Source organism: Microbacterium sp. Marseille-Q6648 (assembly GCF_943181415.1).
Classification (GTDB): domain Bacteria; phylum Actinomycetota; class Actinomycetes; order Actinomycetales; family Microbacteriaceae; genus Microbacterium.
In genome coordinates this window covers 76,174-91,596 of the sequence record NZ_CALPBZ010000001.1, presented here as the reverse complement: position 1 = coordinate 91,596, position 15,423 = coordinate 76,174, and the positions used below count along the sequence as shown (strand labels likewise).

Annotated in this window: 19 protein-coding genes; 5 read left to right on the top strand and 14 right to left on the bottom strand. The window is 70.2% G+C overall.

Annotation, left to right across the window (positions count from 1 at the left end):
- Positions 1-81 precede the first annotated feature (81 nt).
- The 3 genes from NFR93_RS00455 to NFR93_RS00445 are packed head-to-tail and all read left to right on the top strand — an operon-like array spanning position 82 to position 3,792.
- Positions 82-1,110 (top strand): iron ABC transporter substrate-binding protein, encoded by a 1,029-nt coding sequence (locus NFR93_RS00455; protein WP_251449310.1) that lies wholly within the window; start codon positions 82-84, stop codon positions 1,108-1,110.
- Between the two features lie 41 nt (positions 1,111-1,151).
- Positions 1,152-2,681 (top strand): ABC transporter permease, encoded by a 1,530-nt coding sequence (locus NFR93_RS00450; protein ID WP_251449308.1) that lies wholly within the window; start codon positions 1,152-1,154, stop codon positions 2,679-2,681.
- Position 2,682: 1 nt separating this feature from the next.
- Positions 2,683-3,792, top strand: coding sequence for an ABC transporter ATP-binding protein (locus NFR93_RS00445; protein WP_251449306.1), 1,110 nt, complete (start codon positions 2,683-2,685; stop codon positions 3,790-3,792).
- A gap of 17 nt (positions 3,793-3,809) precedes the next feature.
- On the opposite strand, the gene NFR93_RS00440 is transcribed toward NFR93_RS00445, so the two are convergent.
- The 8 genes from NFR93_RS00440 to infC form a co-directional block, all read right to left on the bottom strand.
- Positions 3,810-4,745: an amino acid ABC transporter permease gene (locus tag NFR93_RS00440; protein WP_251449304.1), complete on the bottom strand. Its 936-nt coding sequence runs from the start codon at positions 4,743-4,745 to the stop codon at positions 3,810-3,812.
- On the bottom strand, positions 4,742-5,389 hold the full coding sequence (locus tag NFR93_RS00435; protein ID WP_251449302.1) for an amino acid ABC transporter permease: 648 nt from the start codon (positions 5,387-5,389) through the stop codon (positions 4,742-4,744). Before NFR93_RS00435 ends, NFR93_RS00440 begins: the two co-directional genes overlap by 4 nt.
- Positions 5,390-5,455: 66 nt before the next feature.
- Complete coding sequence (locus NFR93_RS00430) at positions 5,456-6,325, bottom strand: glutamate ABC transporter substrate-binding protein (RefSeq protein WP_251449300.1); 870 nt, start codon at positions 6,323-6,325, stop codon at positions 5,456-5,458.
- 81 nt (positions 6,326-6,406) lie between these two features.
- Entirely contained in the window at positions 6,407-7,204 is a 798-nt protein-coding gene (locus tag NFR93_RS00425; protein WP_251449298.1) for an amino acid ABC transporter ATP-binding protein, read from the bottom strand.
- A gap of 81 nt (positions 7,205-7,285) precedes the next feature.
- Positions 7,286-8,089, bottom strand: coding sequence for a TrmH family RNA methyltransferase (locus NFR93_RS00420; RefSeq protein WP_251449296.1), 804 nt, complete (start codon positions 8,087-8,089; stop codon positions 7,286-7,288).
- Between the two features lie 68 nt (positions 8,090-8,157).
- Positions 8,158-8,541 carry a 50S ribosomal protein L20 gene (gene rplT, locus NFR93_RS00415; protein ID WP_251449294.1) on the bottom strand — a complete coding sequence of 128 codons (384 nt, stop codon included), beginning with the start codon at positions 8,539-8,541 and terminating at the stop codon, positions 8,158-8,160.
- Between the two features lie 29 nt (positions 8,542-8,570).
- On the bottom strand, positions 8,571-8,765 hold the full coding sequence (gene rpmI / locus NFR93_RS00410) for a 50S ribosomal protein L35 (RefSeq protein WP_191718014.1): 195 nt from the start codon (positions 8,763-8,765) through the stop codon (positions 8,571-8,573).
- A 70-nt stretch (positions 8,766-8,835) separates the two neighbouring features.
- Complete coding sequence (gene infC / locus NFR93_RS00405) at positions 8,836-9,525, bottom strand: translation initiation factor IF-3 (RefSeq protein WP_251449292.1); 690 nt, start codon at positions 9,523-9,525, stop codon at positions 8,836-8,838.
- Between the two features lie 207 nt (positions 9,526-9,732).
- Here infC and NFR93_RS00400 point away from each other — a divergent pair, with 207 nt between their 5' ends.
- On the top strand, positions 9,733-10,143 hold the full coding sequence (locus tag NFR93_RS00400; protein WP_251451403.1) for a DUF1844 domain-containing protein: 411 nt from the start codon (positions 9,733-9,735) through the stop codon (positions 10,141-10,143).
- 31 nt (positions 10,144-10,174) lie between these two features.
- Here NFR93_RS00400 and NFR93_RS00395 read toward each other — a convergent pair whose 3' ends face one another.
- The 6 genes from NFR93_RS00395 to NFR93_RS00370 are packed head-to-tail and all read right to left on the bottom strand — an operon-like array spanning position 10,175 to position 14,491.
- Complete coding sequence (locus tag NFR93_RS00395; protein ID WP_251449290.1) at positions 10,175-10,954, bottom strand: SseB family protein; 780 nt, start codon at positions 10,952-10,954, stop codon at positions 10,175-10,177.
- The gene (gene priA, locus NFR93_RS00390) at positions 10,938-11,684 is read right to left on the bottom strand and encodes a bifunctional 1-(5-phosphoribosyl)-5-((5-phosphoribosylamino)methylideneamino)imidazole-4-carboxamide isomerase/phosphoribosylanthranilate isomerase PriA (RefSeq protein WP_251449288.1); all 747 of its coding nucleotides are present in this window, start codon (positions 11,682-11,684) and stop codon (positions 10,938-10,940) included. Before priA ends, NFR93_RS00395 begins: the two co-directional genes overlap by 17 nt.
- 55 nt (positions 11,685-11,739) lie before the next feature.
- On the bottom strand, positions 11,740-12,390 hold the full coding sequence (gene hisH, locus NFR93_RS00385) for an imidazole glycerol phosphate synthase subunit HisH (protein ID WP_251449285.1): 651 nt from the start codon (positions 12,388-12,390) through the stop codon (positions 11,740-11,742).
- Positions 12,387-12,995, bottom strand: a complete 609-nt coding sequence (hisB, locus tag NFR93_RS00380; RefSeq protein ID WP_251449283.1) for an imidazoleglycerol-phosphate dehydratase HisB — start codon at positions 12,993-12,995, stop codon at positions 12,387-12,389. The genes hisH and hisB overlap by 4 nt, the downstream gene beginning before the upstream one ends.
- Positions 12,992-14,077 (bottom strand): histidinol-phosphate transaminase, encoded by a 1,086-nt coding sequence (locus NFR93_RS00375; RefSeq protein WP_251449282.1) that lies wholly within the window; start codon positions 14,075-14,077, stop codon positions 12,992-12,994. The genes hisB and NFR93_RS00375 overlap by 4 nt, the downstream gene beginning before the upstream one ends.
- Before the next feature lie 45 nt (positions 14,078-14,122).
- Positions 14,123-14,491: a LysM peptidoglycan-binding domain-containing protein gene (locus NFR93_RS00370; RefSeq protein WP_251449281.1), complete on the bottom strand. Its 369-nt coding sequence runs from the start codon at positions 14,489-14,491 to the stop codon at positions 14,123-14,125.
- Positions 14,492-14,742: 251 nt separating this feature from the next.
- On the opposite strand from NFR93_RS00370, the gene lexA reads away from it, so the two are divergent.
- On the top strand, positions 14,743-15,417 hold the full coding sequence (lexA, locus tag NFR93_RS00365) for a transcriptional repressor LexA (protein ID WP_251449280.1): 675 nt from the start codon (positions 14,743-14,745) through the stop codon (positions 15,415-15,417).
- Positions 15,418-15,423 lie beyond the last annotated feature (6 nt).

The window sequence follows — 15,423 nt, the reverse complement described above, 5'->3', positions numbered from 1 at the left end:
GCACAGGTTAGGTTCGCCTTACCTTGTCGCGTGCACCGCGGCATCCCCCCGTTCCTCCTCCCCCGGAGTCCTGACATGCGCATGCCCCGCGTCCTGATCCCCGCCACCCTCCTATCGGCCGTCCTGCTCTCGGGCTGCACGGCGGCCACGACCCCCGAACCCGCCGCCAGCGCCGAATCCGACGGCGAGGTCACCCTCTATGCGGGGCGCGATGAGGAGCTCATCGCCCCCCTCATCGAGCAGTTCACCGCCGACACGGGCATCGAGGTGGAGGTCCGCTACGCCGGCACCTCCGAACTGACGGCGCTGCTGCTCGAAGAAGGCGATCGCACTCCCGCCGACGTCTTCCTCTCGCAGGACGCGGGCGCCCTCGGCGCCGTCGCGGACGCCGGCCTCACCTCCCCCGTGCCGGCCGATCTCGCGGACCTCATCCCGGCCGGCTTCACCTCGCAGGACGACAGCTGGATCGGGGTGACCGGCCGCGCCCGCGTCATCGCGTACGACGCCGAGACGCTCGACGAGTCGGACGTGCCCGACTCGGTGCGCGACTTCACCGAGGAGGAGTGGGCCGGCCGCGTGGGCTTCCCGCCCGGAAACGCCAGCTTCCAGTCGTTCATCACCGCTCTGCGCGTGCTGGACGGCGACGAGGCGGCCGAGGAGTGGGCCTCGGCCATGGCGGCGAACGATCCGGTCATCACCGAGAGCAACGGCGCGACCCTCGACCTGGTGAACGCGGGTCAGCTCGATGTCGCCCTCATCAACCACTACTACTGGTACCAGCGGGCGGCCGAGCAGGGCGAGGACGCGATGCGTGCCCAGTTGAAGTTCCTGCCGGGCGACCCCGGCGGAATCGTCAACGTCACGGGCGCCGCGATCCTCGCGGGCGCCGAGGGTGACCCGGACGCCCTGGCGCTCGTGGAGTACCTCGTCTCGGAGGCGGGTCAGCAGTACTTCGTGGAGCAGACCTTCGAGTACCCCCTGCTGCCGGGCATCGAGGCGCCGGAAGGTCTCCCGGCGCTGGATTCGCTGGTGAACCCCGAGCTGGATCTCAGCGACCTCGAATCGGTCGCCGAGTCGCAGGAGCTCCTCGCGCGCGCCGGACTCCTCTGAGTCCGAACGAGCGGCACCCCATGACCTGCGACTGACCGACCGTGGCCGACCAGACCGCGACGCGACGGCCGCCGACCGCCCTGTGGGCGGCGGCGGCCGTCGCGTGCGTCCTGGCGGCGGTGCCTCTGCTGTACCTCGTCGTTCGGATCGCGGGGGCCGGCGGTGACCAGATCGCCGAGGCTCTGCTGCGGCCGAGGGTTCCCGAGCTCGTCGGGAACTCGCTCCTGCTCGCGGGAGCCGTCACTGCGGCCGCGGTCGTGATCGGGGTGCCCGGGGCGTGGCTGCTGTCGAGGGCGGCGCTGCCCGCGCGGCCGGTGTGGGCCGCGCTGGCCGCCCTCCCCCTCGCCGTGCCGTCCTACCTGGCGGCCTACGGCTGGCTCGCCGCGCTTCCCCAGATGCAGGGCTTCTGGGCCTCGTGGTTCGTGCTGACCTGCGTGTGCGTGCCGTACGTGACGCTGCCGACCGCCGCGGCGATGCGCTCGGCGTCGACGAGGTTCGACGATCTCGCCCGCACCCTGGGCCGCCCACCGGTGGCCGCCTTCTTCGCCGGCACGTGGCCGCAGATCGCGCCGGCCGTGTCGGTCGGCGCGCTCCTCACCTTCCTCTACACCCTCAGCGACTTCGGCGGAGTCGCCCTCTTCCGCTTCCCGGTGCTGACGACGGCGATCCATCAGGCGTTCGGGGCGAGCTTCGACCGCGACTACGCCCTCGTGCTCTCGAGCGTGCTGGTGCTGATCGCTCTCGTGGTCGTCGTGGCCGAGCAGCTGCTGCGCCGGCGGGCGGCGGTTCCGGCATCCACCGGTGCGCGCAGCGCCCCCGTACGTCTTCGCGCCCTCCTTCCGGCCGGACTCGCGGTGCTGGCGCTACCGGCGACCCTCGCGGCCGGCGTCCCCTCGGTCATCCTCGTCGCGCGCGCCCTCGACGCCTCGAGCCTGCGGGCGTTCGATCCCGGCGAGTTCGCCTCGGCCCTGATCGGGACCCTCTCCTTCGCAGGAGCCGGTGCGGCGATCGCGGTCCTGCTCGCGCTCCCGGTCGGCGCGATCGTGGCACGATACCGCGGCCGGGGCGTGCGCGCCGCCGAGGTCGCCGCCCTCCTCCCCCTCGGCATCCCGGGCGTCGTCGTCGGACTGTCGCTGGTGTCGTTCTCGCTGACGGTCGTGCCCTGGTGGTACCAGAGCGCTCTCGTGCTGGCGTTCGGATACGGCGTGATGTTCCTCCCGAAAGCACTCGGCGGCGTCCGCAGCGCCATTGCGCTGGTGCCCCCGAGCCTCGAAGACCTCTCGCGCACGCTCGGCCGCACGGCCATGGCGACGTGGTGGCAGGTCACCGTCCGCCTGGCACGCCCGGGCGTCCTCGCCGCCGCGCTCCTGGTCGCGGTCACGGCGATGAAGGAGCTGCCGGCGACGCTGCTCCTGCGCCCCACCGGCACCGACACCCTCGCGACCGAGCTGTGGTCGCGCACCGATGTCGCGGCGTACGGTGCCGCGGCGCCCTACGCCCTTGCCCTGCTCGCGGTGGCGTGCGTGCCGGCCTTCCTGCTCTCCCGAGACCGCGAACCGGAGGATGTGTGACATGACCTCGCTGCGCGTCGATGCCCTGACCGTCCGTCTCGGCGATGCCGACATCCTTCGGGGCGTCGACATCAGTGCCTCCGACGGCGAACTGCTCGCCGTCGTCGGTCCGAGCGGATGCGGCAAGACCACGCTGCTGCGCACGATCGCCGGACTCGTGCGCGCAGCATCCGGCGACATCCGGCTCGGCACGCGGCTGGTCGCCACCCACGGAATCCACCTGCGCCCCGAGCGACGCGGCATCGGGTGGGTGCCGCAGGACGCGACGCTCTTCCCGCATCTCACCGTCGCCCAGAACGTCGCCTTCGGAATGCCGGGGTCGTCCGGCCGACGGTCGCCGCGGCGTCGCCGCGCCCTCGACCCCGAGGTCGGGCGGGTGCTGGCCCTGGTGGGCCTGGACGGCTTCGCCGAGCGGATGCCGTCGCAGCTGTCCGGGGGCCAGGCGCAGCGCGTGTCGCTGGCGCGCGCTCTGGCCTCGCGTCCCGCTCTCGTGCTGCTGGACGAGCCCTTCGCCGCGCTCGACCCGCTGCTGCGACACGAGCTGCGGGAGTCGGTGCCGGCGTGGCTGCGGGAGGAAGGCGTCACCGCGGTCCTCGTCACGCACGACCAGGAGGAGGCTCTGTCGCTGGCGGACCGGGTCGCCGTGATGCGGGACGGCCGAGTGCTGCAGGAGGACGCGCCGGCGATCGTGTTCGGCCTGCCGGCGACCGCGTGGGTCGCGGGCTTCGTCGGCGACGCGGTGTTCCTCGACGGCCAGTGGCATGAGGACGTGGTCGACACGGTGCTCGGGCGCCTGCCCGCCCAGTGGGCGGAGCACCACGTCGCCGGCGACGTCGCGGCACCGGCGGCCGGCACCGCGGTGACGGTGATGCTGCGACCCGAGCAGCTCGGCGTGACCTCCGACGCGGAAGGCGTCGGCGTCGTGCGTCGTGCGCGGTTCACCGGCCACAGCGCGCTGCTCGAGATCGGGCTCGCGGGGGGCGCGATCCTGCACGCACGTGTGGCCTCGCCCGCCGCCACCCCGCCCGGCACACGGGTGCGCGTGGACGTCGGCGGGAGCGCGCTCGCCTACCGCCCCGCCGACGACGAAGGGGTCAGGGCCACGGGCTGAGAGCCGTCTGGGGAGACCTAGATCCCGCCGCGGTATTCGGACGCGCGGGCGTCGGCGGTGGCCTCCACCTTCAGCAGCGCCGCGGGATTGGCGGGGTCATCCACCGGGCCCTTGCCGCCCTTGACGCGCGTTCCTCCGCTCGCGGTGCGACGCGACAGCCAGCGGGCGAACCACGACAGCGACAGGTTGATCGCGAGGTAGATGGCGAGGGTCACGGCGAACAGCGAGAACAGGTACCGGTTGCCGTAGAAGCTGCCCAGGTTGTTCATCGTGGTGCGGATGATCTCGTTGTAACCCACGATGTAGCCGAGCGAGGTGTCCTTCAGCAGCACCACGAGCTGGGCGACGATGATCGGCAGCATCTGCCGGAACGCCTGCGGGAACTCCACCAGCATCTTCGACTGGAAGTCCCGCATGCCGACGCTCAGGGCTGCTTCGCGCTGCCCGCGCGGCAGCGCCGCGAGTCCCGCGCGGAGCGCCTCTCCGATGAGCGTGCCGTTGTACACGATGAGGGCGATGACGACCGCCCAGAAAGCCTGCGTGGAGGCGACGAGAAGGATGAAGAGCATCATCAGCAGCACGGGCATGCCGCGGAAGAACTCGATGAACCACGCCGTCGGGATCCGCACCCACGCGATCTGCGAGCTACGCAGCAGCGAGAGCACGACACCGAGGACGATCGCACCCACCGCGGCGACAGCGGCCGCCTGCAGGGTTCCGAGGACGCCGCTGCCGATGAAGGTCCACACCTGCGGGTCGGCGAAGATGTCCCAACGGCTTCCATCGAACATCCCGGGCAGGGTGACTCCGCCCGACTGCCGGGGCGCGGCGAGCAGGAAGTACACCCACACCGCCAGTCCCGCGATCGCCGCGAGAGAGAGGATCGAGGCGATCAGCGACACCCGCTTGGCCCGGGGGCCGGGGACGTCGAACAGGACGCTGTTGCCGCTCATCGGCTGACCACCCATCGCTTCTCGAGTTGCCCGGCGGCCAGGCCGAGCGGCACCGTGATGACCAGGTAGAGCGCTGCCGCCACGAGAAGGAGCGGGATCACGATGTTCCCGTTGTCGTTGGCCAGCTGGCGCGTGGAGGCGAAGAGCTCCACGACGAAGAACCCGCCCGCCACCGATGTGTTCTTCGTGAGGGCGATGAAGACGTTGATGAGCGGCGGGACCGTCATGCGGAACGCCTGCGGCAGGACCACGAGCGATACGGTCTGGCCGAAGCCGAGTCCGATGCTTCGAGCGGCCTCGGCCTGACCGACCGGTACGCCGTTGATGCCGGACCGCAGCGCCTCCGCGACGAAGGGCGAGGTGTAATACGTGAGCGCGATGAAAGCCAGCAGCAGATACGGGGCCCGCACGCCCAGCATCGGCATCACGAACGCGGTGAAGAAGAAGACCAGCGTGAGCGGGGTGTTGCGCGCGATCTCGGTCCAGAACGCCGCGAAACCGCGCAGGACGGGAACCGGCGATATCCGCATCGCGGCGATGACCGTTCCGAGGACGAGGGCCAGGATGCCTGAGACGGCGAGCAGCAGCAGGGTGACGCGGAACCCCTCCCAGAACTCGGGCATGAGCGACCACAACTGGTCCATGCGGTCTCCTTTCGCGTGCGGGGATCGCCTCCCGCCGTCAGTGGCGGCGGGAGGCGATCGGGTCGATCAGTAGCGGTCGGGCGCCGGCGGGTCGACGAACGGCAGGACCGTTCCCGCGGTGCTGTTCCACGCCTCTTCGTACCGGCCGTCCTCGTACGACTCCTCGAGCACGTCGTTGATCCACATGCGGAAGTCGGTGTCGTCCAGCGCGAGGCCGATGCCGTAGGGCTCCTCGGTGAACGGCTCACCGGCGACCTTGAACTCGCCCTCGTTCTGCGCGGCGAGGCCGGCCAGGATGACGTTGTCGGTCGAGACGGCCACGACGGTCCCGTTGCGCAGCGGCTCGAGGCAGTTCGAGTACGTGTCGGTGAGGACCGGCTCGGCGCCGATCTCCTCGAGCATGGCGGCGGGCGTCGAGCCGGTCACCGAACACACCGGCTGTCCGACGAGGTCGTCCTCGGTGGTGATGTCGTCGTTGTCCGCCAGGACGAGGATCGACTGACCGGCCATGTAGTACGGCCCCGCGAACGACACGACCTCCTTGCGCTCGTCGTTGATCGTGTAGGTCGCGATGACGATGTCGACCTGGCCGTTCTCGATGAAGGGCTCACGGTTGGCCGAGACCGTCTCGACCCACTCGATGTTGTCCTCGGAGATGCCGAGCTCGGAGGCGATGATCTTGCCGATCTCGACGTCGAAGCCCTCCGGGACGCCCGAGGGGCCCATCAGGCCGAACAGCGGCTGGTCGAACTTCGTGCCGATGGTGATGGTGCCCGCCTCATTGAGCTCCGCCATCGTGGTGCCCTCTTCGAAGCTGACGTCTTCGGGTTCGGGAGCGGCGTCGTCGCCCGGCGTGGTCGTGCCGCCGGCACATGCCGACAGTGCGAGCGCGCCGGCCGCGGCCAGCGCGATGAGGGGAAGTCTGGATCGCTTCATGTTCTCGTCCTTTGCTGTGGTGCGGGCCGCGCGTGGCGGCCACCTCCGGTTTCCCGTCGCTGATGGCGGCGGGGGTCTGGGTCAGTGCTCGAGGATCTTCGAGAGGAAGTCCTTGGCCCGGTCGCTCTGCGGGTCGGTGAAGAACTTCTCGGGGGTGGCCTCCTCGACGATGGCGCCGTCGGCCATGAAGAGCACGCGGTCGGCGGCCTTGCGGGCGAAGCCCATCTCGTGGGTGACGACGATCATCGTCATACCCTCCGACGCGAGGCCCACCATGACGTCCAGGACCTCGTTGATCATCTCCGGGTCGAGTGCGCTGGTGGGCTCGTCCATCAGGATCAGCTTCGGGTTCATCGCGAGCGAGCGGGCGATCGCCACTCGCTGCTGCTGTCCGCCCGAGAGCTGAGCGGGCATCTTGGACGCCTGATTGGCCACTCCCACGCGGTCCAGAAGCTGCATGGCCTTCTGATCGGCATCCTTCTTCTTCATCCCCCGCACGCGCATCGGCCCGAGGGTGACGTTCTCGAGGACGGACTTGTGGGCGAACAGGTTGAAGGACTGGAACACCATCCCGACGTCCGCGCGCAGCCGTGCCAGGTCCTTCCCCTCGGCGGGGAGGGGCTGCCCGTCGATGGTGATGACGCCGGAGTCGATCGTCTCGAGCCGGTTGATCGCACGGCAGAGGGTGGACTTCCCGGATCCCGAGGGACCGATGACCACGACGACCTCACCGCGGTTGACCACGGTGTTGATGTCGCGCAGCACGTGCAGCTGGCCGAAGTGCTTGTCGACGTTCTCCACGACGACGAGGGGCTCGCCGCGGCGGACGTTGATGTTCGAGGTGCGCGGCGAAGCCGCCGGGGCATCAGGAGTCGCCATGGGGTTCACCCTAGGACCGCGAGGCATGCCGCCGCAGGAGCCCACGCAACCCTTTACCGATCTGAAACAAACGGGGGCGGGTCAGATCCCGGCAGCGCGCTGGGCGAACGCGGTCTCGTACAGGCACACACTGGCCGCGGTCGCGAGGTTCAGCGACTCCGCCTTGCCGAAGATCGGCAGGCGCAGCGCATCGTCGGCGAGCGCGAGCGCGTCGTCGTCGAGGCCTCGCGCCTCGTTGCCGAACAGCCACGCGGTCGGCTCCGCCAGGCGGTCGCGGGCGGCGAGGAAGTCGCCGCCGCCGACGTCGGCGGCGACCACGCGCATACCCGCCCCGTGGGCGCGCTCGATGGCGGTGGAGAGTTCCACCCCGACCGCGACGGGAACGTGGAAGAGCGAACCGGTGGTCGCGCGCACGACCTTCGGATTGTAGGGGTCGACGGTGCGGCCGGTCAGCACGACCGCGTCGGCGCCGGCCGCATCGGCCGCGCGGATGATGGTGCCGAGATTGCCGGGGTCGCGAACCTCCTCGCAGATCGCCACGAGCCGGGGTGAGGCGGCGAACACGTCGCGGACGGACGTCGGTGACTGGCGGGCGACAGCGACGATCCCCTGCGGGGTCACGGTGTCGGCCATCGCGTCGATGACGGCCTCGGAGGCGAACACGATCTCGATGCCGGCCTCGTCCGCACCCGCGCGCACGTCGGGGTGCTTCTCGAGTGCGGTCGGGGTCGCATACAGCTCGACCAGGGTGTCGGGGCGATACGCGAGGGCCTCGCGCGCGGATTGGGGGCCTTCGAGGAGGAACAGCCCCGTCTCCTGCCTGGCCGCCCGCTTGGTCAGCTTCGCGACGGCGCGCACGCGCGGGGACCGGGGGTTCTCGAGCACGCGACCAGTCTAGAGACACCGAAGGCGCCCTCCGTATGGAGGACGCCTTCGGTGAGGAGAACTGCGGGTCAGGCGCTCTTGGGAGCGTTGACGTTCTCGGGCAGCGCGTTCTTCGCGGTGGCGACCAGCGACGCGAACGTGGCCGGCTCGTTCACGGCGAGCTCGGCCAGCATGCGACGGTCCACCTGCACACCCGCGAGACCCAGGCCCTGGATGAAGCGGTTGTAGGTGAGGCCGTTCTGACGGCTCGCGGCGTTGATGCGCTGGATCCACAGACGACGGAAGTCGCCCTTGCGCTTGCGACGGTCGCGGTACGCGTAGACGAGCGAGTGGGTGACCTGCTCCTTCGCCTTGCGGTACAGGCGCGAACGCTGACCCCGGTAACCGGAGGCGCGCTCGAGGATGACGCGACGCTTCTTGTGGGCGTTGACAGCCCGCTTGACTCTAGCCATTTCTTCTGTTTCCTATCGTGCGTCGGCGCTCAGAGGCCGAGGAGCTTCTTGGCGACCTTCGCGTCACCGGGGGCCAGGACCTGCTCCTGGTTGAGGCGACGCGTACGACGGCTCGACTTGCCCTCGAGGTTGTGCCGCATGTTGGCCTGCTGCTTCATCAGCTTGCCGCTTCCGGTGACCTTGAAGCGCTTCTTGGCGCCCGAGTGGGTCTTCTGCTTCGGCATCTCTTCTTCCTTCGTTTCACTTCCCGCCCAGGCGGGAGTCGGTGTCCCGCGGTGCGGGAGTTCGTGGGTCCTACTCGGCGGATGCCGGCTCGGACGTGGCTTGGGGCTCGTCGTCGGCGTCCGCGGCGCCGCTGCGGGCGGACCGCGCGGCTTCCTTGTTCGCGGCGCGCTGAGCGTTCTGCTCGGTCTTCACCTCGGACTTGTTCTTGTGCGGGGCGACCACCATCACCATGTTGCGGCCGTCGATCGTGGGGTTCGACTCCACCGTCCCGAACTCAGCGACATCCTCGGCGAACTTGCGGAGCAGCCTCACGCCCTGCTCGGGACGCGACTGCTCGCGACCGCGGAACAGGATCATCGCCTTGACCTTGTCGCCGGCCTGCAGGAAGCCCTCGGCGCGCTTGAGCTTGGTGATGTAGTCGTGCGCCTCGATCTTCAGTCGGAACCGGACCTCCTTGAGGACCGTGTTCGCCTGATTGCGACGCGCTTCCTTGGCCTTCTGCGCAGCCTCGTACTTGAACTTCCCGTAGTCCATGATCTTGACCACGGGGGGCTTCGAGTTGGGGGCCACCTCGACGAGATCGAGGTCGGCCTCCTGGGCCAGGCGCAGCGCCACCTCGATGCGGACGACGCCGACCTGCTCACCCGCGGGTCCGACGAGGCGGACCTCGGGGACGCGGATGCGGTCGTTGGTGCGGGGATCGCTGATGCGGAACTCCTCTTTCATGCGGGTGATGACCACCGCGACACGGGCTTGCATCGCGAGTGGAAGAGGAGTCCATTCCACCCGCACGGCGATCGAGCGCCGGCTGCACCCTGGTCGACCCCGGCCGCAAGCGGTCGGGGCGGAGTGCGTGACCCGGTAGCCTGGAGCGGCAAGCGCGGGTGGGATGTGATCCTCTTTCGATTCCGAGACACATGGCCTCGGAGCCCGCCATAGTCTAGCAGAGAGCAGCACGTGGACACGATTCGGGATGCCGGCACCCCCTCGCACGATGAGCAAGGCCCACGCGATGCGTCGCGCGAGGCCCGGTGGGAGGAGCAGGAGCGCGCCGCCGCATCGGCCACGCGCGACATCGCCGACGTACCGGCGGTCGAGGTCATCACCACCACCGCCGTCCACCTGATGAGCGCCGCCGCGGTGAAGACCGGTCTCGCCGACGACCCGGCTCACCAGCTCGATCTCGATGAGGCGCGCAAGCTCATCAATGCCCTCGCGGGCCTCATCACCGCCGGAGCCCCGGAGATCAGCGACATGCATGCCCGTTCACTGCGCGACGGACTCCGCTCGCTCCAGCTGGCCTTCCGCGAGGCATCCACGATCCCTGATCCGATCGGCAAGGGTCCCGGCGAGAAGTGGACCGGCCCCGTCACCTGAGACGGACCACCCCGGGCCGGCGTCGCTCCCTTCAGCGGCCGCGCACCAGCTTCACCGTCAGCGAGTCCACGAGCACCGCGATGCGGTCATCGGCCGCCCAGCGCTGAGCCAGCCGTGCGAGGACGGCGTCAAGCGCGTCCTTCTCGAGGCCGTGGACGAGCTCCAGTCGCACGATGAGCTCCGGCCCGCGCAGCCGCGCGTCGGGGTCGCCGGCCTGCACCGCCAGGTCGAGCACCGCCAGCTCCGACCCGATGCTCTCCTGCAATCCGGCGTAGACCTCGGGAGACGTGAAGCTGGGTTCCCAGCGCTGCCCCTGGGCGATCGCCCAGACCGCCGGTCGGCGCAGCACGAACTCGGTGTCGCTGCCCGGGTCGACGACGATCAGATCGGTGTCGTCCTGCATCGCCGCCGCGGCAGTCCGCACACCTTCGGCGGGGATGGGCCGCGCGGTCGGATCCCACACGCCCATCGTCGCGACCGAGGTGAACACCGGCAGCACGCGGCGACCGTCGGGAGACGCGACGGTGACGATCGACAGCTCCTGCGTCTTGTCCACCGTCAGCCCGCCGGGCGCGGTCCCCTCGTCGCCGCGTTCGGCCACGAGAGGGATCAGCATGCGTGCCCGGCGGTACGCCTCGACGACCGACTCCTGGTCGCCGGTCCCCTCGCGGAACGAGGTCAGCGCCGCCAGCAGCTCCGGGTCAGCCGAGCCGTCGTCGGCGGCGTGGGGATTGCTCTGGAAACTCCGTCCCTCCCACGGCACACCCGCGGAGTCGGACGGACGGGACTGCGGGTCAGTACCCGGCGACATCCAGCGCCTCGGCGAGCGTGAACGCGCCCGCGTACAGGGCCTTGCCCATGATGGCGCCCTCGACGCCCAACGGCACGAGCTCGCGCAGCGCGGCGATGTCATCCAGGCTCGAGATGCCGCCCGAGGCGACCACGGGCTTGGGCGTGCGAGAGGTGACCTCGCGGAGCAGATCGAGGTTCGGGCCCTTCAGCGTGCCGTCCTTGGTGACGTCGGTGACGACGTAGCGGCTGCAGCCGGCGGCCTCCAGCCGCTGCAGGACGGTCCACAGGTCGCCGCCCTCCTGCGTCCAGCCCCGCGCGGCCAGGGTCGTGCCGCGAACATCCAGCCCCACGGCGATGACGTCGCCGTACCGCCCGATGACGTCGGCCGCCCACTCCGGGTTCTCCAGCGCGGCGGTGCCGAGGTTGATGCGGGCGGCGCCCGACTCCAGGGCCGCCTCGAGCGAACGGTCATCGCGGATGCCGCCGGACAGCTCCACCTGAACGCCCTTGACCTGCTTGATGACCTTGCGCAGAAGGCCGGCGTTGCTGCCGCGGCCGAACGCTGCGTCGAGGTCCACGAGGTGGATCCAGTCCGCGCCCTGCCGCGCCCATTCCAGAGCGGCGTCGACCGGGTCGCCGTAGTTGGTCTCGGTCCCCGCCTCTCCCTGGGTGAGGCGGACCGCCTTGCCGCCCGCGACGTCGACGGCGGGCAGCAGGGTCAGCATGGGCGTGGACGCGAAATCGTTCATGGCTCCTCGTGCGGGCGGGATCACGGGAGCGGACGCTCCCCGGGACGGCACGAACTCAGAGGGTAGCCCCGCTGAGCCCGTCGATCCAATTGGAGAGAAGTCGGATGCCGGCGTCGCCGGACTTCTCGGGGTGGAACTGCGTCGCCGCGAGCGGTCCGTTCTCGACCGCGGCGAGGAATGGCTCTCCGTAACGACACCACGTCAGCACCGGCTCGGGGAAAGGCGGCTGGACCTCGAGGGTCCACTGCCTGGCCCCGTACGAGTGGACGAAGTAGAAGCGCTCGTCCTCGAGGCCCGCGAACAGTCGCGAACCGGAGCCTGCCTCGACGGTGTTCCAACCCATATGGGGCAGGACAGGCGCCTGGAGCTGCGTCACCGCCCCGGGCCACTCCCCCAGGCCTTCGGTGTCGACGCCGCGTTCCACGCCGTGCTCGAACAGCACCTGCATGCCGACGCAGATGCCGAGGACGGGGCGCCCGCCGGCCAGCCGACGACCGATCAGCTCGTCGCCTCGGCTCGCGCGCAGCGCCGCCATGACCGCCTGGAACGCACCCACGCCCGGGACGACGAGACCGTCCGCGTCCATGATGAGCCCGCGATCGGCCGTGAGCCGCGCGTCGGCCCCCGCGGCGGCGAGGGCCTTCACCGCGGAGTGGACGTTGCCCGAACCGTAGTCCAGGACCGCCACGAGCGGCTTCGAGGTCACAGAGCGCCCTTCGTGCTGGGGATGCCCTCGACCTGCGGATCGAGGGCCTTCGCCTGACGGAACGCGCGGGCGAACGCCTTGTACTCCGCTTCGGCGATGTGGTGAGGATCGCGGCCGCCGAGGACGCGGACATGGACGGTGAGCGCCGCCTGGTACGAGATCGCCTCGAACGTGTGACGGACGAGGCTCCCGGTGAAGTGCCCGCCGATGAGGTGGTGCTCGAAGCCGTCGGGTTCGCCGGTGTGAACGAGGTACGGCCTCCCGCTGATGTCGACCACGGCCTGGGCGAGCGCCTCGTCGAGGGGCACCAGCGCGTCGCCGTAGCGGGAGATGCCCGCCTTGTCGCCCAGCGCTTCGCGGACCGCCTGCCCGAGCACGATCGAGATGTCCTCGACGGTGTGGTGCGCGTCGATGTGCGTGTCGCCCGAGGCCCGCACCGTGAGGTCGGTCAGCGAGTGCTTCGCGAACGCCGTCAGCAGGTGGTCGAAGAACGGGACGGAGGTGTCGATGCGGCTGCGGCCGGTGCCGTCCAGATCGAGGTCGAGCTCGACCGTCGACTCGCTCGTCGCGCGCCGGACGGACGCGGTGCGGTGCGCTGCGTTCATGAGCCCGAGTCTATCGACGCCAGCGCATCGAGGAATGCCGTCGTCTCGCTCTCGGTGCCCGCGGAGACCCGCAGGTGGTGAGGGATGCCGACGTCCCGGATGAGCACACCCCGGTCGTAGAGTCGTCGCCACGTGTCGGCCGGGTCGTCGACGTCGCCGAACAGGACGAAGTTCGCCCACGACTCGTACGGCGCGTACCCCAGCGCTTCGAGTGTCGCCGAGATCCGGTCGCGCTGTTCGACGATCTCATCCACCATCCCGAGCATCGTCGGAGCGTGCGCCAGAGCGGCGACGGCCGCGGCCTGCGTGAGCGCGCTGAGGTGGTACGGCAGCCGCACCAGACGCAGCGCGTCGATGAGCGCGGGGTCGGCCGCGAGATACCCGACCCGAGCCCCGGCGAACGCGAACGCCTTGCTCATCGTCCGCGACACCACCAGTCGCTCACGGCCGGGCAGGAGAGTCAGGGCGGACTGCTGCTCGTGCGGCGCGAACTCGTGGTAGGCCTCGTCGACGATCACGACGCCGGGCGTCGCGTCGTACACCGCCTCGATGACGTCGAGCGGCATGGGGGTGCCCGTCGGGTTGTTCGGCGAGCACAGGAACACCACGTCCGGCTGCGCGTCCGCCACCTGCGCGGCGGCGCTGTCGGCGTCGAGCGTGAAGGAGGCCCCGCGCACCCCCTCGACCCACGCTGCGCCAGTGCCCCGCGTGAGCAGCGGGTACATGGAATAGGTCGGAGAGAAGCCGAACGCCGTCCGGCCCGGGCCGGCGAACGCCTGGAGCACATGCTGCAGGACTTCGTTCGAGCCGTTGGCCGCCCAGATCTGCTCGCGGGAGAGCCCGTGGCCGAGGTACTCGGCGAAAGCCTCGCGAAGCGGTGTGAACTCGCGATCGGGGTAGCGGTTCACGTCCCGAAGCGCCCGCGCGATGCCGTCGAGGATGTCGTCGGCGACCTCCTGCGGAACGGGGTGGGTGTTCTCGTTCACGTTCAGAGCCACCGGCAGGGACGCCTGAGGCGCACCGTACGGGGTCCGGCCGCGAAGATCGTCGCGAAGAGGGAGGTCATCGAGTCGAGCGCTCATCCCCACCATGGTAGGGCCGCCCCGGCCTTCCGTCCGCGACGCGGCTCAGCCGGCGGGAGCGTACTCGGCCGGGATCGCGAGCCGCTGCCCCGCCTGCAGCCCGACGCCGTTCAGGGCGTTCAGGCTGGAGATCGCGGCCACGACGTCGCGCGGGTCAGCCGCCGGCGCGACCTCTTCTGCGATCGACCACAGCGAATCACCCGGGTCCACGGTCACCGTTGCGAACGTTCCTGCAGGAGCGCCCTCTTCGCGACCCGCCAACGCGGACCCGCCCCCGATGATCGCGCCCGCCAGCACCGTCGCCGCAGGAACGGCCGCGAGGACGGCCAGGACACGGCGTCCGCGCGTCGTCAGGCGCAGCCGGGTCGCGGGCACGCGGTCGGTCAGGGGGATGTCGAAGCTCAGTGCGGTCATTTCTCCTCCAACGGGGAAGAGTTCGCATCCGTCGATCGGCCGGGACCGGCGGATGCGAACCTCTCTTCCGAAGCTATCTTCGATATAATCGGGTGTCAAGCGACGAATCGGCGATCCTTCCGTCGAAGCGACACGCGGAGCGTCCTGCCCTGTGCCGCCCGGCGAACCGGATACCGTTTCGATAGCGACAGCCCACCACGGGCCTCCGACATTCGAAGAGACGCAACGGAATCAGGGCGAGAGGAGCCGACATGAGCGAGGCGACCGGGACAGGGCGGACCCGTCGGCGCAAGAGCCTGAGCGACAAGCAGATGGCGATCCTGGAGGTCATCCAGCGCTCCATCGGCAAGCACGGCTACCCGCCGAGCATGCGCGAGATCGGGGACGCCGTGGGCTTGAAGTCGCTGTCGAGCGTGACTCACCAGCTGAACCAGCTCGAGCTCAGCGGCTATCTGCGGCGCGACCCCGGAAAGACGCGCGCAATGGAAGTGCTGATCGACCTGCCCGGTTCGGCCGCCGAGAACCCGGCCGACTCCGCTCCGTCGGTCGGCGACGCGGCACTGGTGCCCCTCGTCGGGCGCATCGCCGCCGGCGTTCCCATCACCGCCGACCAGCAGGTCGAGGAGATCTTCCCCCTCCCCCGCCAGCTCGTCGGCAAGGGCGACCTGTTCATGCTGAAGGTGTCGGGCGAGTCGATGATCGACGCCGCGATCTGCGACGGCGACTGGGTGGTGGTGCGTTCCCAGGCCACCGCCGACAACGGCGACGTGGTCGCCGCGATGCTCGACGGAGAGGCGACGGTCAAGACGTTCCGTCAGCGCGACGGGCACACGTGGCTGCTGCCCCGCAACTCCGCGTTCGAGCCGATCCTCGGCGATGAGGCGGTCGTGCTGGGCAAGGTCGTCGCCGTGCTCCGCGCCGTCTGACGCCCG